Below are 22325 nucleotides of genomic sequence, written 5' to 3'. Positions count from 1 at the left end.
ATAATATGAGAACAAATAGTTTAATAATACTTGTGAAACTTCATCGCCCGTTGGCGAATTTTTTATGCTAACCAGAGGCTTACAACAAATGATGCTTTTGCAAAGCCCTTCTGTACGCGGTTTTTGGCACTTCAGATTAGTCATTGTTGCTTTAAGTAGTTTATTGCTAAGTAGTTGTGCCAAAGAGCAACTTGCCGACCCTATGTGCAGAATTGCCCCAATGTTCTCACCTGCCCCTGCGGCGCCTGCAGCCTGTTTTATAAAGTTAGACACTAAACTTTTGGTCATTAAGCTGCAAAACGACAACGGATGGCAATTACCTTCCGGCAGTATGAACATGCAGCAATCCGCTCAATGCACCGCTCATCAAGCGGTCTGGCAAAACACGGGACTAAACGTTGAAGTCGGTCAGTTATTGGCAACCCGACCTGACAATTTGCACATCTATGCTTGCTCATTGTCCAACGGTTTTGAAAACCTAGCACAGGCCCTGCCCGTTCCCGAATGGGCTGAGCGCAGAGTAGTCAACATTAATGTCATCAACCCGAATCTTACTACTTCATCACAATGGTCAGAAAAAAGTGATCTAATTTTGCTCACTGAGCTATTCAATAACGATGAACAAGATCACGATTTTGCACCCTAAGCATAACTTGTGTGAATGCAAGTATCACCTTAACTTATACCAAATATTCGTTACTTTACCGCAAGTTAAGTAAAAAATCGGATATACTGGTCGGAGTAGTCAACTTTTAAAGAGTATCAATATGCCGCAATATCATGCCCCATTAGCTGACATGCAATTTTTATTACATGATTGGATTAACATATGTGACCATTACCAAGCTCTTGGTCAGCAAGATTTTGATCAGGAGTTGGTCAATGAAATTCTCAATCAAGGTGCCAAGTTTGCACAAGAAGTCATTGCGCCATTGAACCGTGAAGGCGATGAACAAAGTAGTAAATTACACGAAGGTAAGGTAAGCACACCCCACGGTTTTGCTGCAGCTTATCAAGACTATATCGCTAATGGTTGGAATGCCATGTTAGGCAGCGCCGACTATGAAGGTCAAGATTTGCCTAACTCCATCGCAATACCTGTGCATGAAATGCTGAATTCTGCGAACTTAAGCTGGCGCTTGATTTGTATGCTTACCGAAAGCGCTGTACTAGCAGTGACCAAACATGGTGATGAAGCACTCAAACAAAGGTATTTACGTCAGTTAATTAGCGGAGAGTGGACTGGCACAATGTGTTTAACGGAACCTCATGCTGGGACTGACCTTAGCCTATTGAGCAGTAAAGCCACGCCCAATGATGATGGTAGTTATGATATTACCGGCAGCAAAATATTTATCTCTGGTGGTGATCAAGACTGGAGTAGCAATATTTGCCACTTGGTATTGGCACGTTTGCCCGATGCGCCCGAGGGTGTTAAAGGTATAAGCCTATTTTTGGTGCCCAAGGTGCTGGTTAATAGCAATGGCCAACTAGGTGAACTCAACACCTTATCAGTGGGAAGCATCGAAAAGAAAATGGGCATAAAAGCCTGCCCAACCTGTGTGATGAACTTCGACAATGCTAAAGGTTGGTTGGTGGGTAGTGAGAATAAAGGGCTCGCTTGCATGTTCACGATGATGAATGACGCACGTTTTCAAGTGGGTTTACAAGGTTTAGGCGTGGCTGAAGCCTCTTATCAAGGGGCCTTGACTTATGCACGTGAACGTTTGCAATCACGCGCACCACAAGGAGCGGCTGAACCAAGTAAAAAAGCTGATAGCATCATGTTTCAACCTGATGTGCGCAGAATGTTGTTAACACAAAAAGCCTTGACCGAAGGCTCGCGCGCACTCGCGTATTTATACGCTCAGCAAATGGATATCGAAAAATTTGGCAGCGACTCACAAAAGCACGAAGCTAATAAAGTGATCGCTTTTTTAACCCCTATTTGCAAAGGCTTTATGACTGACATAGGAACAGATGTAAGTAGCCTTGGTATTCAAGTTTTTGGTGGCCATGGCTATATACGCGAATGGGGCATGGAACAACTGATGCGCGATAGTCGTATTGCCCAGCTGTATGAAGGCACTAATGGTATTCAAGCTGCTGACTTAATTTCTCGTAAACTCGCACGAGACAAAGGCGATATGTTGCAGGCCACTCATACGGTATTAGCCAAGTTGGTTGCTAACATTCAAATGTCCGCCAGCCAACAATTTGCCCAAGACATTCTAGAAGAGTGGTTTGACACTTCCAAACAACTGCTTAGCTTAAACGCAGTTGACTTAGCCGGCAGTGCTTACGACTATATGCATTACAGTGCATATTCGATCCTAGGTGTATTATGGCTTAGCATGGCAGATAGCGCTCAACACTCTAGTATTGCCAGTATCAAAAGCGGCAAAGCCAATACTTGTGCTTTTTATCTAAAGCGCCTGTTACCACGAAAAGACGGGTTTAAAGCTAACTTGTTTAGTGGTGCTGAGGATTTGTTAGCGCCCGCTGATAATGAATTTGATTATCAGTAGCTATTGAGCTTCGAGCTTCGAGCTTCGAGCTTCGAGCTAATAAAAATTAAAAAAGGCGCTTGATATGAAATCAAGCGCCTTTTTCGTATTAACGACTTTAACTAGGCTTTGCGGCGAAGACTTAATAGCGTTAAACCCACTAGGCTAAACAAAACAAGGGAGCTAGGTTCTGGTACAGCAGAGACTTTGGCCGTTGCTTGGGCTGAACTATCAACATTCAAACCATCAACAGCTCCCAGAAAATCTACATTCAATAACGAGAAGGTTGGGTCCCCTGCCGCAATAGCTAATAAATTGAATCGAGCCAATACATGAGTCCCTGCTAATACTGGAGTTCCGAAGAATAGGAACGTCATTCCAAAAGGATTTTCTTCAGCAACCATATCAACATCACGAGTCCCGATGTCACTAAAAAATGACGATGGAACAAATGAAAATATTGTACTGTCATAGTTTAAATCAAACTCAAAGTACTCAAAACTCTCAAAACTATCGGCGGTCAGTGTAACCTGGGTAGTGTCACCCACAGCCAAATTTGTATTACTCAGATCAATATTTATGACATTGGCTTTAGCACTAAAGCCAACCAACATCAGTAAAGTAAAAATAATTTTTTTCATCAATATTCCTTATGTTGTCACCAACTGATGCAACAAGTATCAAGGGCAGCAGTAAACTATCTATTCCTTACTGCTGCGTTATTAAAATGATATTTCAATTGGTAGCACAGTTACGACGTGTACAACGTTGTTGCATGATGCGAACATCGCGAATATTAATCACTCCGTCACCGTTTAAATCAAAACGACTGTCTATGACTTGTTTTTTCGCAATAGCCTTAGTCAACTCAACAATGTCACGTTGGTCAACATCATCATCACCGTCATAATCTTCTCTGATTTTTAATAACATACTAATCAATACAGGATCATGATCAGACATGCGATAAGCATCGGCTGCGTAGAAATCAAGTTGCTGCTGAGCGCTCTTAAACTCAACGTTGTAATCTAATACGATTGGCTCATCAGCGTTGATATGCCATTCAACTGTATCAACCACGTTGTCCACTAGACTGGCACTGGCTAAGGCATGGTCGAGATAACCAAACTCACCACCAAAGACATATGAGTAGGCTCCACTACCTTGGAAAAGATTTGCCAAGTCGGTGTAACCCCCTTGTTTGACGGTAAGAATGGGCTCTTCCTGTGCATAAGAATTCAGGTCACCAATAATCAAAGTAGGTTCATTTGCATATTCTTGTGCAAGGAAAGCTAACAGAGCCTTTGCCGCACGGGTTCTGGTTAAATTACAGTTCCCTTGATCAGTTGTCGTATCGTCATCACCCGCACCACAACTTGAGCCTTTTGATTTCAAATGGTTAACGCTGATCACGATTTCTTCGCCATTTTTGAGTAGAGCAAACTTCTGATTGAATGCAGGTCTGTTTCTGGTATCTACAAATAATGGACCTTGCTCATCAGTAATTGAATTGCTGCTATCCAAAATCTTGTAGCTGCCAACAGTCACTACCTTGCTAGGTTTATACAGCAGTGCTACTTTGATTTCGTCGGTGCCAATGACACCACCGCCATCAACAAAGCTATAAACTTCAGCTCCTACTGCAGCATTCAACCGGTCGGTAAGTTGCGCAATGGCACTGGTCGGCGTAAAACCATCATTTTCAATCTCCATCAAACCAACAATATCAGCATCCATTGCAGCTAAAGCCGCGACAGTTTTAGCCATTTGTCTTTCCAATTCAGCAGCGGTGCTTGCGCCACGAGCCGTTGGGAAGCCAGCGCCCTGACCGTCACCATTAAACAGGTTTAGCACATTTAAGCTAGCAACTTTCAGATTGCCCTGAGTCAGTTCAGGCTCAGCGGTTCTGGGATTAGTCGCAGCAAAGGTTGGTGCCTCAGTGGGGATGATGCGATATAAATTAAAACTAAAATCCATCACACCAGTTAGACTGCTGACCGTATCACCACCACGCAAAGTATTCGCTGCTGATAGCTCACCTGTTGGGTAGATAACCGGTTCAGGGTTTGAGCCATTCATGCCATCATCCAAGGTAATTTTACTTAGTGCGTTGTTAGTCGCTAATGCAATCGCCTCAGGGCTCCCAGCTACATACAGATTAGTTGGCACAAACAAACGTTCAGGTGCGAGTGCAACTTCTCCATAGCGGCCAAGGCTATAATTATCAGTAACGACTAATTCGCTTGACGCAGAAACCAACATACCTTCCAGACTTTCAGGCACTAAAGCATTAGCAAACGGTAGACTAAATGAAGTAGCCACAACAACGTCGCTGCCACACACTAAGGGAGCTTCACTCGCACTTAGCTGAGTTTTTTCAAACCTTTCTTCAACCTTACCCAATACTCTGACTATTGAACCAACCTCTGGCAACGTACCGGTATAATAAACAAACAGACCTTCTGAAGTTTGGCTATCGGCGTCCATATCGGCCGCTTCTTCTTGAATAAAGAAACCACTCAAATTAGCAAACGACGCACTGACTATGGCTTCAACAACATGATCGTCGCCCTCTACTGGAGATGCAGAACCGCTGCCTTGAATAGCACTGATTAAGGTAGCGGGGTCTGCACAAACACCAAGTTCAACAGTTTCACCGCCCGTGTCGCCACCAGCTCCACCAGAACCAAAGGTTTGATTGGTATTAACTTGCCCTGCAGTGCCATCTGCTGGAGATTGCCAAGTAAAGTCACTGTATTGCACACCAGAACCGATTAATTGTAGAGACTGTCCGATGGGTGTAGAACTTGTTTCCTCCACACCAATATCAGTACTGCTGATACCCGAAGCAGGGCCATTGGTTGCAGCAAACGCACCTTCATAACTTAAAAATTGCAGAACCGCTCCATCAGCCGCAACCAATGCTACGCCATCAGGGGCGCCATTTTGTAAACCACTTATAGCAAACCACAAGGTACCAAAACCACCTTGTTGATTAGGAATAACGCCTGACAACGCGGTGACACTATAAGTTGTGCCGTTTGAACCATTGTACGGCACCAAACTCATACCCGTTAAATCAAGACCGGCAAGACCGGCAATCTCAACGCCTTCGTCACTGTCGGCACCGCTATTGTCATAGTGGATTTCATTGATAAATGGTGCTGGAGCAACAAAGCTTTGGCCGCTGTTAATCGCAGCATTACTGCTCGCTGCTGCGTCTTGCCAAGTAAAATCTTCGTATCTAAATCCACTACCTACTAGCTGTAAGGATTCACCCACTTGGGTACTAGAAGTTTCAGCCACGCCGATATCAGTACTCATTATACCTATAGCGGGACCATTGGTCGCCTCAAATGCACCTTCGTAACTTAAAAACTGTAGTACGGTTGTTCCATCAGCAGCAACTAAAGCAACACCATCTGGTGCACCGTTTTGTAAACCACTTATGGCAAACCACAAAGTACCGAAACCACCTTCTTGATCTGGAATAATGCCTGTCAACGCGGTAATACTATAACTTGTGCCGTTTGAACCGTTGTATGGCACTAAGGTCATACCGGCTAAATCAGTACCTGCAAGACCGGCTATTTCAATACCTTCCCCACTGTCAGTACTAGCATTATCGTAATGAATTTCGTTGATAAATACCAAGGTAGTTTCGCCACCACTAGTATCTCCGCCGGTGTCTCCACCGCCCGTATCACCGCCGCCGGTATCGCCGCCGCCAGTGTCACCACCTGAGGTATCACATGACTCTGCAGGATATAGCGTTGCTACCCAACTAGGATTATCAATAAAGGGATTACGATTACCTTGCAATTCATAAATTCGGTCGTTGCGACTTTGCTCAGAGGCGTCCACCAAATCAGCATTATTCCATGCGATAAGTGTGCACAAAAAGCCTAGATTAGGTTCTGCGGCGCTAGTTAAACGATTGACTAATACTAGGTCATTCACGTTGTCAGAGCCCGCGCCTTCATAACGTGTGTCCATGTAGAACATCATGCGAGCAACATCACCTTTGATATCATCACGAGGTTCAAATGAATCACTGTCGATTCTGTTGCTCGGGCTTTCTGCCAAGGGAGAATCACTGTTATCAAAATCTAGATTGCTGCGTGAACCATTGACACTGATATCACTGGGGCGTAAATGATGAATATCGGTATAAGCGAGTTGGCCTTCATCTGGGAAACCATGGCTTTTTGGCCATGAATGTTCTCGATTCCAGTTATCTGGATTAGTGGATGCCGCTCCGCTACCGTTAGTTGATTTTGCCTGTGAACGAGCGGTGTACCACAAGATCACATTATCTGTATTGCTAGGATCTTCATCGGTGTAAGTCAGTGCAGTCCATACCTCAGCGTAAGTTAATGACTTAATATCACTACTTATAGTTGAGTTGATAGTGGTTTTAATCACTTGTGCGCTTGAACCCAGATCAATTTCTGTTTGCACAGCAGCATAATAATCAGTGGCATTAAAAGCCGCTAAATCTTTAAATTTTTCTAAATCTGGACAGTTGGTGCAGACACTTCCGCTGATTGTCGTGCCACCAGTGTCTCCACCGCCAAGACCAGTATTATCGTTGACATAAGTTTGTATAGGGAATGGACTACTAGTTGTGTCGTTAGTCGTACCGTTTTCTAATCCGTTAATACCACTGAAAGTCCAATTCGCTATTACAAAGCTCGAACCATCAGGGCCAGTATTCGAATTACGATAAGCCCAACCATCCATAGAATCCCAAGCGGTTCCTGTACCGTCAACATTGATATCACCAAAAACATCAACAACAGTACCGTTGCAAAATAATTCAACAGCATCATCACCATTGATTCCTGCATCGCTATCGGTATACGTAGGAGCAAAACCAAAAAAGGCACTAAACTGTGCACTTTCAGAAGCCACAAAAAGATAACTTCCTGCAGTCGCTGACGAACCAGCCGGGAAGGTAAATTCTTGCCCATCCGTACCACCGCCATTATTGGCGAAACCCACACCGCATATTGATAAGTCAGCAATATCGTTTAGTACATATAACTCAACACCTTTAGGTGTACCACCGGTTAACGGCCCGTCATATACGCCCGAGATAATTAGATCACTTGCTTGCGTTACCGGCGCCATAAAAAGCGCCAGCAAAGCTGGATATTTTAATTTCATCGTTTCTCCTAACTGTTTTTAGCCAGTTTTCTGGTTATTTTTATTTTGGCCTGCGATTTTGTTTTACTTCTATGACATTCAGATGAATGCGAGGAATAAACTTGCGGCTTTTTTAATTACAAATCACTGGTGTTTATGTTTTATTTAGTGGAACTGCGTCCAGTTGATTTGCTGCGATAATTGCACAAGATTTACTCGTTTTCTACTTACTTAGACTAAATAGTCCACATTATTTTTTTTGGGATAATTTTACACTCCACCTCTGACTTTAGCCGTTCCAAACAGGGCCAGGCACGCATCATTTTGACGCACTAAAATATCGGCGAGCCAAAATAATCAACTACTTATAACTTTTTTCTATCAATTAAATTTAAGTCATGCTCTTTAGAATTAAGCAAAAAATAATTTGCAGCTTACAAAAAAAACGTTAAGCTAAGTCAAATACATATCATAATGATATCAAATTGAGGTTTATATGATTACTGAAAAAGCAGGTTTCTCTATCAATGGTTATTTGGCTTTTTTTGCCGTTTTACCGATTTTACAATTCGGATTTGGCTTTATGTTAGTTAACCAGATCCTCGTCCCTTTGGCCCTTATTGCCAGTTTACTCGTGTTGATATGCTGGGCTGGCTTTTTTATGGTGCAACCTAATCAAGCCAAAGTGATGACATTGTTTGGCAGTTATGTAGGTACTGAAAAACGTAATGGTCTGAGATGGACGATCCCGTTTTATATGCGCAAAACTGTTTCTTTACGGGTACGCAATTTTGAATGTGCCAAAATTAAGGTCAATGACAATCTGGGCAATCCGATTGAAATAGCCACTATTGTGGTCTGGTCGGTTACTGACTCAGCAGAGGCCATGTTTGAAGTGGATGACTACGAAAGTTATGTCACCATCCAAACTGAATCGGCACTCAGAAATATGGCCAGTAGTTATGCCTATGATCCGCAAGATGATGATAGTCAAGACATTGCCTTACGCAGCCACCCACAGCGTATTTCAGAAATATTAAAGCAAGAAATTCAGGAGCGTTTAGGCAAAGCGGGCTTGACCGTGCATGAATCACGTATCAGTCACCTAGCTTACGCCCAAGAAATTGCCAGCGCGATGTTACAACGCCAACAAGCCACTGCAATTATTGCTGCTCGTAGCAAGATAGTTGAGGGGGCGGTGGGAATGGTTGAAATGGCCTTACATAGACTAAAAGAGAAAAACATGGTGGAACTCGATGAAGAACGAAAAGCCATGATGGTCAGTAATTTATTAGTCGTTTTATGTGGTGACAAAAACGTACAACCCATCGTCAATACGGGCTCAATTTATTAAATACGCAAATCTGACGAGGAACCGATATTTTGTCTAAAAAAGCTTTTCCCTTAAGAATCAATGCTGATGTATTAGCTGCAATACAGCGCTGGGCTGATGACGATTTGCGTAGTTTAAATGCACAAATTGAATACGTATTGAGAGACGCATTAGTCAAGCAAGGGCGAGTTAAGTTAGTCCAGAAAGTATTAACTGAGGTGATTGAAAACGAACCAAAAGAATAAGCCCATCTGGGCTTATTCTTATTGGGTTATTACCCTAGTGCAGTTTTTGCAATACTCTGCTACGAAAAGCGATTAAAGGCAGTAACAATAAACTTAGATACCCAAAGCTGCCACCCTCAACTATCACAACAGGTTCGGTGTATTCGTAGTCTTTGCTTTCTAAACTGAGCAAATAAAGATCAGGATCATCATTACCATCTAGGATAGCAACAAGTTCATCAGTATAAGCATCGTACAACTCAATCAGTACCTCATAATCGCCACTGGGAAATCCGCTTAATAGTTCGCTATCAACCAATAAACTGTCATCGCTTCCCTCACCATATATGGTGAAGACTGAGGTAGTATGATATTCATTGAATACTTCCCCTCTGGATAAATACAAACGAGCATAAACATCCGCTTCGCTGTATACCGTATCAGCATCAAACTCCAGAGAAAAACGGTAAACAAAACCGTCATAATCTAAATCATTACGCAAGGTGACCCAAGCATCATAAATCCAAAATTCGTGGTCATAATTGTTCAATATGGAGCGCGATTGCAGACTAATGGCTCCCTGATTGTGCAGGGATTGTGACTTTGTTTGGCTTGAATGTTTGTCTTTGTTCATCGTCTGCAACAAAGACTTGTTACTTCCCCTTGAATCTTTACTAAAAAGTTGGCTGGTCTGCTTGTATTGAGTTTCTGTCGATTGTACCGACCAGTCACCATCTTGCGCCTGAACACTAAATCCAAGCAACAAGCTGACAAGGGTAATTAAGCGTAATGTATTCATCACTTTCTCCTTTTAACGATGGGTTAAGTGTGAAGCCTTAAGCATGAACCAAAACTGAAGCCAAACTTAATTTAAACTATTTTTCAGCCTAAAAACAAACTAACGAAAACCTCTTTTCTCTTTAATTAATTCATAAGCCGCCTGAATATCCTGAGTTTTATTTTTTGCCAGTTCCAAGGCTTGTTTAGGCAGGCCCTTCGAAACAAGTTTATCAGGATGATTTTCACTCATTAATTTGCGATAGGCTTTTTTAATTGATTTGTCATCATCACTGGTACTAACTCCTAGAATTTTATAGGCGTCACTCATTGACTGCTGAGTAGAGTAAGCGCTCGATTTGTTTTGATTTGACTGTCCACGGCCCTGACCACTACGAAAGCGTAATTCAGCTTCAAACACGGATAATAAATACATTAACTCGGTGTCTTTAAAGCCCATGTATTGGGCAACTTGTTCTAATATAACTTGTTCAGCTTTGTCCAATTTGCCATCGACATAAGCGGCTTGAATAAGTATTTCTAAATAAACTTGCAAGATGTCGCGTCTACCATGACACGATTCTTTAAATTCCAATACCGTTTGTTTAAGCGGAAAGTCAGCAGACTTACCTTCGCGAAATGCTGCTTGAGCCTCTCGCAGAGTATCCCCTTCGAGACCCATTTGGCTCATCAAGGAGCTGGCCATTTTTATTTCTGCATCACTCACCTTGCCATCCGCTTTAGCGATGTGACCCATCACTGAAAATAGGGTATGAAAAAAAATAGCTTGCTGCTTAAACTGATCTTGGCTAGTAAAAAAGCGACTGAATCCCCCCATTTGATTGAAATCTTGACTGTAACCTTTGTCAAAAAAGTGGCCAACTACGTAGCCGAGAATAGCACCGGGGATCCTGGCAAACATAAAGCCAAATAGCGTACCTAAAATTCTACCAATCATAATAATGTATCGTTACCCTGTAGATAATTGAAAATAGTGAAAAATCTAAGCCGTTTTTTGCTTAGTGCAGACCAGTATACTTGGCTAAATAACCCTGCATAGTCAAACAGTGGATTAAGTTAATCAATGCAATGGGAACCCAATAGGGGTTTTACAAGGGTAGTTGCAGGATAAATTAATCCTCTAAATGCTCAATTTAGCGGTGTAAATAATAGAATTGCTGCTTTTTTTGCAAGTCTGCTGGTAAATCTTGTTGAAACCCTTAAAATCGCCAATTGATTTCAATGCGCAACGCAACCTAGGCACTATTAAACCTTTTCTATGCAAACAAAGCTTTCCTCTTTTTGGTATTTCCTTGCACTTATAAGTGCCAATAGCTTAGCTCAAGAGCTTTGTTTTGCTCCAATAGCGCCCATTGAATTAGATTCAGCGCTCACAACCGGTCAAATTAGAGTGACTGCGCAACATGCGATGATTCAACAAGATACCCTGGCTGAATTTGACGGCAAGGTTGAGATAGACAGTCAAGACTCAAAGATCACCGCCAATGAAGCTCGGGTAAATCGTAACACCCAATCATTAAAGGCATCAGGGCAGGTGACCTATCACGATAAATTTATCAAAGTAAGTAGTGAAAGTGTTGACTTGAACACCTCGACAAATGAATTACTCATTACTGATACCACCTATCAATTAGCTGCAATGAATGGCAGAGGCCAAGCCAAGACGATTGAATTAAATCAGAATTCTGGTGTGGCCTTAAACGATGTCAGCTTTACTACTTGTCCTGAAGGTCACGAAGATTGGCGAATTCAAGCCAGTAGCATCACTCTAAGCCCAGATCAAAGCTGGGGAGAAGTCAGCCATGCGCGCTTTTACATTCAAGATGTTCCTGTATTGTATCTGCCCTATTTCGCTTTTCCAGTGACCGACGCAAGGCAATCAGGCCTATTATATCCAATGATTTCTAGCTCGACCGCTACCGGCTTATCTTACGAGCAACCTTATTATTGGAATATCGCTGAAAATATGGATGCGACTATTTCACCACGCCTTATGTCGGAAAGAGGGGTACAATTAAAAACTGAATTTCGTTATCTGACTGTGCAACATAGTGGTCAAGTGGACCTTGAGTATTTACCTACTGACATTGCAACTGATTCAGAAGATGCCCGCTATTTTTACCGTTTTGTGCATCAAGGAACTTTTTTAGACAACTGGCAAGTCAGTGCCGAATATAATGGTTTAAGCGATAGCAACTATATTGTTGACCTTGGCTCTGACTATTATAGCCGCGCCGATACCCATCTTTATCAGACCTTGGGTGTCAGTTATTACAATGATCAACTCGATTTCAGCCTGCAGTTTAGAGACTTTGAAATACTAGGAGAACACGCCAATAGTTATCGCGCTCTACCTGAAATGAAGCTCAATTACGAAAGTGAGTTGGCCTATGGCTTTGAATTTGGTTTGGCCTCAGAACTGGCATATTTTGATAACAATACGGAATTTGGGCCGCAAGCAACCCGTTTACATATAGCGCCCAGTATACGTTATCCATACCAAACTCAATGGGGTGAGTTTTTAGCCGAGACCAGTCTACTACAAACCTATTATCGCCAAGACAATATTGAAAATACTAGTTTAGCTAAAAATGTGTCACGTACTCTCGGTCAAGCCAGATTATATGGCGCCCTAGCCTTTGAACGACAGGCTAACTGGTTTCAAAAAGATGCCGTGCAAACACTTGAGCCGAAAATCCAATACCTGTATACCAGTTATCAGCGTCAGACTGACATAGGCCTGTACGACACCACTCGATTATTTAGTGATTTTGATGGTTTATTCAGAGGTCAAAAATTTACTGGCTTAGATAGAATTAGTGATAAAAATCAACTAACGGTAGGATTAACAACACGTTTATTGGATGACAATAATCGCGAAAAATTTGCCCTCAGTTTTGGTCAAATATTCTATTTGCAAGATATTCAAGTGGCTGCAGCATTGGAACAAAATGACCGTTCAGCTTTAGCCGCAGAGATAGATTGGCAAATTGGCAGCAAATGGTATGCCCATACAGAAGCACAAATATCAAGTGTGACCGATAAAGTAGAGCGCAGCAGTCTCTCATTGGAGTACACGTCATCAAAAGATAGAGTGGCACAAATTAACCATCGTTATGTACGTGAATTGTCGGGTGAAGAAATCAATCAGGTCGGTATTACCACAAGCTGGCCGATTAACCATCAATGGCATTGGGTAGGTCGTTGGTATCAGGATGTAAAAAGTCATCGAACTGTTGAGACTTATGCTGGTCTACAGTATGAATCTTGTTGTTGGGCGATTAGATTAGTGGCTCAAAGACATTTGAGTAATCGCTATGACCTTAACGGTTCACAAAGTACCAACGAATTTGAATCAGGCATTGCCCTACAGTTTATTTTAAAAGGAATGGGCGGCAAAAGTGCTGGACGAGATATGTTAACCGACGGATTATTTGGCTATCGCCGTCCATACTTACTCAACTAGGGTATTTGGCCTTACCAAAATTGTTCTAAACTAACCTCGCCTTAGGCGTGTAATTAACTTAAAAGTAAAAGAAACCATGAAAGTAATAGTAGTCAGTTTTTTAGTAGGTATGCTTCTATCAACTAGCGTTAAAAGCGCCCCTGAGATGCTCGATAGTGTGTCAGTTATTGTTGACCAAGGGGTCGTATTGGAAAGTCAGATTGAAGAACTCGTTTCTTCGGTAAAACGTAACGCCATTGCTAATAAGCAAGACTTACCCTCTGACCGCGCTTTGCGCACTCAAGCCATAGAGCGTCTAATTATCGATAGTTTACAAATGCAAATGGCCGAGCGAATGGGTATTCAAATAAGCGACCCGCAATTGGAGCAAACCATCACTAATATTGCCCAAGGCGATAATCTGACTATTGAGCAACTGCGCGAAAAAGTCACTGCAGAAGGTATGAGCTATGATGTTTATCGTGAAGAAATTCGCAAAGAGTTAATCGTTGGAGAAGTTCGTCGTGCCAATGTACGTCGCCGTATTTACATCACTCCTCAGGAAATAGCCAACTTAGTCAAATTGATTGATGAACAAGGCGGGCAGCAAGCAGAGTATGAGTTGGGTCACATTCTTATCGCTTTCCCCAGTGAACCAAGTGATGCCGATATTGAAAAAGCCAAAGGTACGGCAGAAAAAGTTATCGAACTTCTTAAAAGTGGTTCTGAATTTGCTAAAATTGCGACGGCCTCTTCTTCTGGTGCTAATGCCTTAGAAGGTGGAAATATGGGTTGGATGAATATTAACTCTATGCCCACATTATTTGCTGAAGCCGTGCAAAATAGAGCGAAAGATGAATTAATTGGGCCTATTCGCAGTGGCGCTGGTTTCCACATACTAAAAGTTATTGATACCCGTGGTATCGAGAAAGTCGAAGTAGTGGAGTTAAATGCTAGACATATTCTGATTAAACCTTCAGTCATATTGAGTGACGAAAAAGCGGTGCAAATGCTCAAAGACTTCCGCACAAAAATTTTAGCTGGTGATGCTGACTTTGACGCTTTGGCCAAGGAATATTCTGCCGATCCAGGCTCTGCTTTAAAAGGTGGTGAACTAGGCTGGGCTGATCCCAATGTTTACGTACCTGAATTTAGAGATACCTTGAACAAATTAGCGATTAATGAAATTAGTGCGCCTGTGCGTACTGTGCATGGCTGGCATTTAATGCAATTAATGGACAAACGCGTTGGTGACGCCACGGAAAAACTAAAAGAAGACAAAGCATATCAACTGCTCTTCCAACGTAAATTTTCCGAAGAAACGGATGCATGGTTACGTGAGATTCGCGCCAGTGCTTATATTGACGTTATTCCTAGAAAAGATATTTGAGTGCCAACTATTAAACTTGCCATTACACCTGGCGAACCCGCCGGGATTGGCCCTGACTTAATTATTCAATTGGCTCAGCAACAATGGGATGTGCAACTGACCGTTTTTGCTGATGCCAATATGCTCCAACAACGGGCAGCGTTACTCGGTTTACCTTTAACGCTCCACCCATACACGGCGCAAGCCGAACAGATCCAGAATGCAGCTTGTTTGTATTGCGTGCATATTCCGCTTGGTGAGCCGGTGGTTGCGGGACAATTGAATCAAGCTAACAGCCATTATGTGCTTGAAACACTGACCCAAGCTGGCGCCAGAACCTTAAGCGGTGAATTTTCAGCCATTGTTACTGGCCCTGTCCACAAAGGTATTATTAACCAGGCCGGTGTGCCTTTTAGCGGTCATACAGAGTTTTTTGCTGAGCAATCAGACACGCCTAAAGTAGTGATGATGCTCGCCACAGAGGGACTCAGAGTTGTACTTGCCACCACGCATATTCCTTTGATGGATGTAGCCAAATCCATTACCCAAGCAGGATTATCAGAAGTCATCCGCATCGTAAATCATGAACTCAAACACAAGTTTGCTATCCCCCAGCCACATATTTTTGTGTGTGGATTAAATCCTCATGCAGGAGAAGATGGACACATTGGTAAAGAAGAACTCACTATTATCAATCCAACACTCGACATGTTGCGCGCAGAAGGGATTAAATTAAGTGGTCCCCTACCCGCTGATACCATCTTCAATCCGAAATACTTAGCACAAGCGGATGCGGTACTTGCGATGTATCACGATCAAGGCTTACCTGTGCTAAAGTACAAAGGATTTGGTGCTTCGATTAATATCACCCTAGGTCTACCCTACATACGAACATCTGTTGACCACGGTACTGCGCTGGATTTTGCGGGCACAGGGAATGCGGAAACAGGCAGTTTCGCCTTGGCAATACAAAGTGCAATTTCATTGGTAAATAATTATGAGTAAGCAACATCTAGGGCACACAGCTCGCAAGCGCTTTGGCCAAAATTTTCTGCATGATCTTTTTGTTATCGATCAAATTGTTAGCGCTATTAACCCTAAAAATGGCGAACATTTAGTCGAGATTGGGCCGGGTTTAGGTGCTTTAACCGAACCGGTATGTGAACAAGTTGACGCATTAACAGTCGTCGAGTTAGATCGCGATTTGGCAGCAAGGCTGCGCACCCATCCTTTTATGGCCAGCAAATTAACGATTATAGAAGCTGATGCCTTAAAATTTGACTTTGCAACGTTAATAAATGACGACAAACCACTCAGAATTTTTGGTAATTTACCCTACAACATCTCAACACCGTTGATGTTCCATCTATTTTCATTTGCTAATAAAGTACAAGATATGCACTTTATGTTGCAAAAAGAAGTGGTCAATCGTTTAGCGGCAGTGCCGGGTAATAAAAATTATGGAAGACTTTCCGTGATGGCGCAATATCATTGCCACATCATGCCAGTGTTACATGTGCCGCCCGAGGCTTTCAATCCACCCCCCAAGGTTGACTCTGCTGTCGTACGTATTACTCCGCATCAGATTAAACCGGTCGTTGTTGCAAGCGAAGCAAGCCTACATAAAGTATGTGCACAAGCCTTCAATCAGCGCCGCAAAACGATACGAAACAGTTTAAAAGACAGTTTAAATGAACAACAAATTATCGAACTGGGCATTAATCCAGATTTACGTGCCGAAAATCTGAGCTTGCAACAATTTGCTCAAATAGCTGATGCAGCCCATCGTTTGGAACTATCAAATGTTAGTAACTGAAAACAATATTAAAATTACTGTACAGACGCAATATCTCCCCGAACAAGCGCCTGAGCAAGACCAATATGCCTTTGCCTACCACGTTACGATTCGAAATAGCGGCCCACAAGAAATACAGTTATTAAATCGCTACTGGTTAATAACTGATGGGAATGGCAAAAATACCGAAGTTAAAGGGCCAGGAGTTATTGGCCAGCAGCCGACTATTGCTGTCGGTGCCCAGTTTGAATACAGCAGTGGTGCCATACTTGAAACACCGGTCGGCAGTATGCAAGGTTATTACGAAATGCGTGGCAAAGATGGAACCCTATTTGAAGCGCCGATTGACGTTTTTAGCTTACGCGTTCCTAGTTTAGTTAATTAGACACTATGGCTGAGTATGTCGTAGGCGATATTCAAGGTTGTTTTGAGGCTCTAGAGCGTTTACTTGACAGTGTAGGGTTTAATCCAAAGAACGACCAATTAATTGCGGTAGGAGATTTAATTGGGCGTGGCCCACAAGCACTGGAAACAATAGACTACTTGTATTCTTTGGGCGATAGCTTTAAAACAGTTTTAGGCAACCATGACCTGCATTTTTTAGCCGTCTACAGCGGTATTAGAAAACTCAAAACAAAAGATAAATTCGACGCTTTACTTGCCAGCCCAAATATTGACAAATACATTTATTGGTTGCGCCATAAACCCTTAGCCTTGGCTCTTGATGAACACACTCTGATCAGCCACGCAGGACTCTATCCGCAATGGTCCATCAAACAAGCTTTGGCATTAAGCCAAGAAGTAAGTGATAGCTTACAAAGTAAAGACTGGCAAAAAATCTTAAAAAAGATGTATGGTGATCAACCCAATAGATGGGATGAGACCCTAAGCGGGAGCAGCCGCTGGCGGTTTATTGTCAATGCATTTACTCGTATGCGTTATATGCTGGCGCCGGATAAACTCGAGTTTAATTGTAAAGATTCGCCTGACTTAGCCCCAAACACACTTTATCCTTGGTTTAATATTGAAAATGTTAATTTAAGCAGCCAAGATAGTGTGGTGTTTGGTCACTGGGCAACGTTAGCTGGACAGACTCATCATCCGCAATTTATTGCATTGGATACCGGATACGTCTGGCAGCAAGAATTAACGATGTGGCAACGACAAAACGGCAAAAAATATTCAGTCTCTTATCAAGATTAACAATCTGGGGTCGATAGGTTAAAGATTGTGACTCGGTTTAAAGAGCAGTATGTTAATGGTATTTTTAAAATTTTTTTAAACAAACAAATTGCTGATACAATTATGGACAGATAAGTTCAGTATTAGGTAAAACGGACTTAACCCCATATAACGAATAAAACAAGGGCCAAAAAATGAAAATAACAGTAGCCATGCGGGTAGTCGGCGGTTTCGCCTTAATTACAGTTCTGCTATTAATTCTCGGTATAGTTGCAGTAAACAGTTTAAGAAGTATAGAAAATGCCACCGATCAAGTGAATACTTTGACTATCCCCACTGTCAGTGGTAGCAGTCAACTAAAAGTTTCATTTTTGAATATGGGCCGTTTAACCACTGAAGCCTACTATGAAACCGAATTAAGCGAACTCAAAAATAAACAGGCTTCTTTCGAAAAAAGTAAAAATAACTTTGACAGTGAAATCCGTAGCTTAACAGCCATCGTCAGCAAAGAGCCTGATTTGCGCCAATCTTTAATTGAAACAGAAGAAATCTACAACGATTATCTTGTAAATGTAAATTCAATTTTCGATAACAAACAAGCCAGTTTAGACTATGCCAGTAAGGTTGATAGTCTATTGGGTGATATAGAAGACAATTCGGATGACACCTCAACCTATATTCTTGACTTTGCTGACCTAGATATTGTTGCAAAAAATAAGAAATTGGCTAAAGCATCTGAAGTCAGCAATACCCTAGAGACAAGTTTATTATCGCTACTAACGGTAGGCGCGGAATACGTTAAAACATCCACCCTTGTGCGTGCTGATACCTTGGGTAACGAAGTTGATCTAGTTGTTAGTCAGATCAAAGAAAAGGTAGCCGAGATTCAAACTGCAGCAGACAGTCAAGATAGCAGTGGCACTCTAAACGAAATTTATAGCTTGATGGATAACGTGGTTACTGCGGTAACATCATCAAACGGTTTATTGCAGACTCAAGTTAAGCGTTTAAATGCGAGAAACCAAGCGTCAACGTCTTATCGCGCTTCAGAAGATAATATCAGTCAAGCTATAAAAAAATTGGATGATTTACTCAAACTTACTGATACAAAAACCGTCGAATCCAAAAAGGAAGTAGCAGGTTCGGTTAGCTCAGGATTGTGGTCTACTATCGTGATCGGACTTATTTCTGTTGTCGTCGCAGCCGGCATTGCCTTTATTACCGTTAACGCCATTATTAAACCTTTACACAAAGTTAATGAAATGCTTAAAGTTGTTTCCTCTGGTGATTTAACTCGCAAATTAGATGATTCAAAAGACGATGAGTTTGGCGAATTAGCCAAAAACTGTAATAACCTAATTAACAGTCTTAAAGCGCTTATTTCCGGTATCAGTTCACGCGCAGCACAATTAGCAGCGGCCTCTGAAGAAACCTCAATGGTCACGGCCCAAACGACCTTATCAATACAAGAGCAAAAATCACAAGTGGCGCAAGTTGCGACAGCGACATCAGAGATGCATAGCACCTCACAGGTAGTGTTACAAAGCGCAGAGCATACACTTAATCAAATTCGCCATGCCGATAACGAGGCTGAGAAAGTTAAGCTCATTTCTGAGGAGAATAAAAAGATCATCCTAGTCTTAGCCAAAGACGTGGAACAAGCCGCTGATGTTATTAATAAATTACACCAAGATAGTGCCAGCATAGGCGGCATTCTTGACGTTATCCGCGGCGTTGCTGACCAGACCAACTTATTGGCGTTAAATGCTGCCATAGAAGCCGCTAGAGCAGGTGAACAAGGCAGGGGCTTTGCTGTTGTTGCTGATGAAGTTCGTACGCTTGCCAGTCGCACACAAAAATCAACTCAAGAAATAAATTCGATGATTGAAGTATTACAGGCTGGCGCTGAAAAAGCCGTGGCGGTAATGAATCAAGGTAAAGAACAAACCACCTTATGTGTATTGCAAACTGAAAAAGCGACTGCGGCCCTGCAGTTAATTACTGACGCAGTTCATAAGGCTTACGATGTAAGTAGCCAGATTGAACAGTCGGCAAAAGAGCAGAACGTAGTATCACTTGAAATCAGTGAAACTCTAGAAAACATAGTGGGTATTGCCGAGCAAACCACTATAGGCGCTCGTCAAACTTCAGAATCGAGCCAAGAAGTGGCCCGATTGGCAGAAGAGTTACAAAATTCGATTCAACAATTTAGAGTCTAATTTTTCATTTCAATGTAAAAAACCGCCAGTTGGCGGTTTTTTTGTAAGTAGCTTAAGTGCTCACTTGAATTTATTGTCTTTAAGCCAATCTTTTATCAGCAATGCAATACGCCGATGATCTTGTTCTGCGTACACTAATAATAAAGCCGCCATGGCTTTCTTGGCCCTAACCTTAGGTTGTTGGCGAGCAAACAACTTGCTTAGAGGTGACTGATATACCCCGTTGTTTGACTTCACAATTTGCTCGCCTCTAATTTAACTAAAGTTAAATGTATTTACCTTATTCGAACAAGGCCTTATGCAAAACGTTAACGACGTCGGTGCTATCGTTATTACCCACTAAAAATGACATGTTATGAGGGTTAGCACCGTAACAGATCAAACGTAGATTGTAGTCGCTGATAGCTGCAAATATCTTGCTCGACACACCCGCAGCACTATGCATGTTATTACCTACCACGGTGACTAAGTCGTAATTTTCTTCAACTAATACATTACAAAATTGACTCAACTCTTCGATAGTTTCACGGTTCAAACGCTGTAGTACAGAGTTAGGTGGGTTGTCTAAGGTAAACGAAACTGAAATTTCAGATGTCGTCACTAAATCAACACTCAACTTATGTTGGGCAATGATGGTAAATACTTTTTGTAAAAAGCCCTGAGCAAACATCATCTTCGGGGTTTTAACAGTTACCATAACCTGATCTTTACGCCGAGTAATCGCCCGATATGAAGGCTCTGTTGTGCAGTCTCGTACTATCCATGTTCCGCCTTTTTCTGGCTCTTTACTTGAACCCACAAAAACTTTAATATTTTTTCTAAGTGCTGGCTCCATCGTTGCCGGATGCAATACCTTAGCACCAAAGGTAGCCATTTCGGCTGCTTCTTCAAAGCTTAGTTCTGGTAAGGGTCTGGCGGCTGCCGTTATTCTTGGATCGGTAGTGTACACCCCGATAACATCAGTCCATATCTCGCAGGTTTCAGCATCCAGTGCTTCAGCCAATAAAGCAGCAGTAAAGTCTGAACCACCTCGGCCTAATGTAGTAGTATTACCATCTGGGTCTGAACCAATGAATCCTTGAGTTACCAACACTTTAGATGCCAACTCAGGCAATAATAAGCTCTGAGATAATTGACGAATCTCATCTAACTGTGGCGCAGCCTGACCAAATTCGTTATCGGTACGCAGTACTTTTCTCACATCAAAATTGCCCGCATTTAAGCCATTTTGCTTTAATACAGCACTAAACAACAAAGAAGATAATCTTTCGCCGTGTGACAATAAGGCGTCTTTTAAATCAGGACGATGTAATAACTCTTCATGCAGTGCGAGTTCTTTTAATGAATCTAATAACTCTGCTAGTTTATCGCTGACATCTTGCGAATTGTCTAAGGCATTCAAGATAGCAAATTGAATGTCACTGATTTGTGCTACTTTTGCCAAAACTTGCTCAGTTGTCATCGCAGTGTGGGCGATATCGACTAACAAATTTGTCACGCCAGCAGAGGCACTAACCACAACTACTTTAGTCTTGTTGTTACTTTTAACTATGTTTGCGCAATTTTGCATTGCAGCAAAATTAGCCACACTCGTACCGCCAAACTTGGCTACATTCAACACAATCCACTCCTCACTTAAATTTAAAAAATTGTCTTAAAAATGGTCGATAAAAATAGCAGTTTTAGTTGCCAAGAGAAAATAAAAATTGAATCTGTACGCTTTTTTTTTGAGATTAGTTTATTTTGATTTAACTTTAACCACAGACTAATCCCTCTAACTAGGTGATTAAAAGTAGGAAGTAAGCACGCAAACACTGTTTGCTAAGAATATTAGCGACTCTTACTCGGTTTCTTTAATAGAAACTTTATCTCCTACCGCAATATTATTGCGCTTGAACCAACCTTGATTCATTTCCCACGCATACAGAACTTTTTCAGATGAAGAGGTAGTGGATTCATCATGAGGTGTCATGGATTTAATATCGGTGATCGTGCCATCTTTGCGGATGAAAGCCACATCTAAGGGTATAAAGGTATTACGCATCCACATACCCGCTGTTTTAATCTGATTGAAATTAAACAACATCCCACAGTCACTGCACATTGATTTACGGTACATCAAACCTTGACTACGTAATTCGAAGCTATTCGCGTATTCAAGTCCAAGACTTTTACCCTGCACCTCAACTATTATTTGAGGAAATACGGTATTTGTAGATTGAGCATTGAGAGAACAACAAAATACTAAAGACAATAAAAATAAACGAAGTTTCATAATAATTAACTTAGTAGGCAATGGTTAATA

General features: G+C 41.9%; 18 protein-coding genes. 11 read left to right on the top strand and 7 right to left on the bottom strand.

The window, feature by feature from the left end; translation table 11 throughout:
* Positions 1-64: 64 nt before the first annotated feature.
* Positions 65-646, top strand: coding sequence for a hypothetical protein (locus tag ABKW31_RS00620; RefSeq protein WP_348614189.1), 582 nt, complete (start codon positions 65-67; stop codon positions 644-646).
* Between the two features lie 121 nt (positions 647-767).
* Complete coding sequence (locus ABKW31_RS00615; RefSeq protein ID WP_348614188.1) at positions 768-2528, top strand: acyl-CoA dehydrogenase family protein; 1761 nt, start codon at positions 768-770, stop codon at positions 2526-2528.
* A gap of 101 nt (positions 2529-2629) precedes the next feature.
* Here the strand turns inward: ABKW31_RS00615 and ABKW31_RS00610 are convergent, their stop codons facing one another.
* Complete coding sequence (locus tag ABKW31_RS00610) at positions 2630-3148, bottom strand: PEP-CTERM sorting domain-containing protein (RefSeq protein ID WP_348614187.1); 519 nt, start codon at positions 3146-3148, stop codon at positions 2630-2632.
* 94 nt (positions 3149-3242) lie between these two features.
* Positions 3243-7676, bottom strand: coding sequence for an ExeM/NucH family extracellular endonuclease (locus ABKW31_RS00605; protein ID WP_348614186.1), 4434 nt, complete (start codon positions 7674-7676; stop codon positions 3243-3245).
* 475 nt (positions 7677-8151) lie between these two features.
* Here ABKW31_RS00605 and ABKW31_RS00600 point away from each other — a divergent pair, with 475 nt between their 5' ends.
* Together ABKW31_RS00600 and ABKW31_RS00595 are read left to right on the top strand one after the other, a co-directional pair.
* Positions 8152-9009 (top strand): SPFH domain-containing protein, encoded by an 858-nt coding sequence (locus ABKW31_RS00600; RefSeq protein ID WP_348614185.1) that lies wholly within the window; start codon positions 8152-8154, stop codon positions 9007-9009.
* A gap of 26 nt (positions 9010-9035) precedes the next feature.
* On the top strand, positions 9036-9233 hold the full coding sequence (locus ABKW31_RS00595) for an Arc family DNA-binding protein (RefSeq protein ID WP_348615164.1): 198 nt from the start codon (positions 9036-9038) through the stop codon (positions 9231-9233).
* Between the two features lie 34 nt (positions 9234-9267).
* Here ABKW31_RS00595 and ABKW31_RS00590 read toward each other — a convergent pair whose 3' ends face one another.
* Positions 9268-10011: a choice-of-anchor H family protein gene (locus ABKW31_RS00590; protein ID WP_348614184.1), complete on the bottom strand. Its 744-nt coding sequence runs from the start codon at positions 10009-10011 to the stop codon at positions 9268-9270.
* Positions 10012-10110: 99 nt separating this feature from the next.
* A complete protein-coding gene (gene djlA / locus ABKW31_RS00585; RefSeq protein ID WP_348614183.1) occupies positions 10111-10947 on the bottom strand; it encodes a co-chaperone DjlA in 837 nt (278 codons plus the stop codon).
* 321 nt (positions 10948-11268) lie between these two features.
* Here djlA and lptD point away from each other — a divergent pair, with 321 nt between their 5' ends.
* The 7 genes from lptD to ABKW31_RS00550 all read left to right on the top strand — a co-directional run bounded on the left by lptD (position 11269) and on the right by ABKW31_RS00550 (position 20020).
* Positions 11269-13476 (top strand): LPS assembly protein LptD, encoded by a 2208-nt coding sequence (gene lptD / locus ABKW31_RS00580; RefSeq protein WP_348614182.1) that lies wholly within the window; start codon positions 11269-11271, stop codon positions 13474-13476.
* 76 nt (positions 13477-13552) lie between these two features.
* Positions 13553-14845 carry a peptidylprolyl isomerase SurA gene (surA, locus tag ABKW31_RS00575; RefSeq protein ID WP_348614181.1) on the top strand — a complete coding sequence of 431 codons (1293 nt, stop codon included), beginning with the start codon at positions 13553-13555 and terminating at the stop codon, positions 14843-14845.
* The gene (gene pdxA, locus ABKW31_RS00570; RefSeq protein ID WP_348614180.1) at positions 14846-15829 is read left to right on the top strand and encodes a 4-hydroxythreonine-4-phosphate dehydrogenase PdxA; all 984 of its coding nucleotides are present in this window, start codon (positions 14846-14848) and stop codon (positions 15827-15829) included.
* Positions 15822-16640 (top strand): 16S rRNA (adenine(1518)-N(6)/adenine(1519)-N(6))-dimethyltransferase RsmA, encoded by an 819-nt coding sequence (rsmA, locus tag ABKW31_RS00565; RefSeq protein ID WP_348614179.1) that lies wholly within the window; start codon positions 15822-15824, stop codon positions 16638-16640. Before pdxA ends, rsmA begins: the two co-directional genes overlap by 8 nt.
* Positions 16627-17004, top strand: a complete 378-nt coding sequence (gene apaG / locus ABKW31_RS00560) for a Co2+/Mg2+ efflux protein ApaG (RefSeq protein ID WP_348614178.1) — start codon at positions 16627-16629, stop codon at positions 17002-17004. Before rsmA ends, apaG begins: the two co-directional genes overlap by 14 nt.
* A 5-nt stretch (positions 17005-17009) precedes the next feature.
* Complete coding sequence (locus tag ABKW31_RS00555; protein ID WP_348614177.1) at positions 17010-17822, top strand: symmetrical bis(5'-nucleosyl)-tetraphosphatase; 813 nt, start codon at positions 17010-17012, stop codon at positions 17820-17822.
* Between the two features lie 173 nt (positions 17823-17995).
* Positions 17996-20020 (top strand): methyl-accepting chemotaxis protein, encoded by a 2025-nt coding sequence (locus tag ABKW31_RS00550; RefSeq protein WP_348614176.1) that lies wholly within the window; start codon positions 17996-17998, stop codon positions 20018-20020.
* A 60-nt stretch (positions 20021-20080) separates the two neighbouring features.
* On the opposite strand, the gene ABKW31_RS00545 is transcribed toward ABKW31_RS00550, so the two are convergent.
* The 3 genes from ABKW31_RS00545 to ABKW31_RS00535 all read right to left on the bottom strand — a co-directional run bounded on the left by ABKW31_RS00545 (position 20081) and on the right by ABKW31_RS00535 (position 22295).
* Positions 20081-20257, bottom strand: a complete 177-nt coding sequence (locus tag ABKW31_RS00545) for a hypothetical protein (RefSeq protein WP_348614175.1) — start codon at positions 20255-20257, stop codon at positions 20081-20083.
* A gap of 43 nt (positions 20258-20300) precedes the next feature.
* Positions 20301-21641 (bottom strand): lysine-sensitive aspartokinase 3, encoded by a 1341-nt coding sequence (gene lysC, locus ABKW31_RS00540; RefSeq protein WP_348614174.1) that lies wholly within the window; start codon positions 21639-21641, stop codon positions 20301-20303.
* 219 nt (positions 21642-21860) lie between these two features.
* Entirely contained in the window at positions 21861-22295 is a 435-nt protein-coding gene (locus ABKW31_RS00535) for a DUF192 domain-containing protein (RefSeq protein WP_348614173.1), read from the bottom strand.
* Positions 22296-22325 lie beyond the last annotated feature (30 nt).

Source organism: Paraglaciecola sp. 25GB23A (genome assembly GCF_040012495.1).
Classification (GTDB): Bacteria; Pseudomonadota; Gammaproteobacteria; order Enterobacterales; family Alteromonadaceae; genus Paraglaciecola.
The sequence above is the reverse complement of the archived record's forward strand: the minus strand, read 5'-3'. Positions and strand labels throughout refer to the sequence as shown.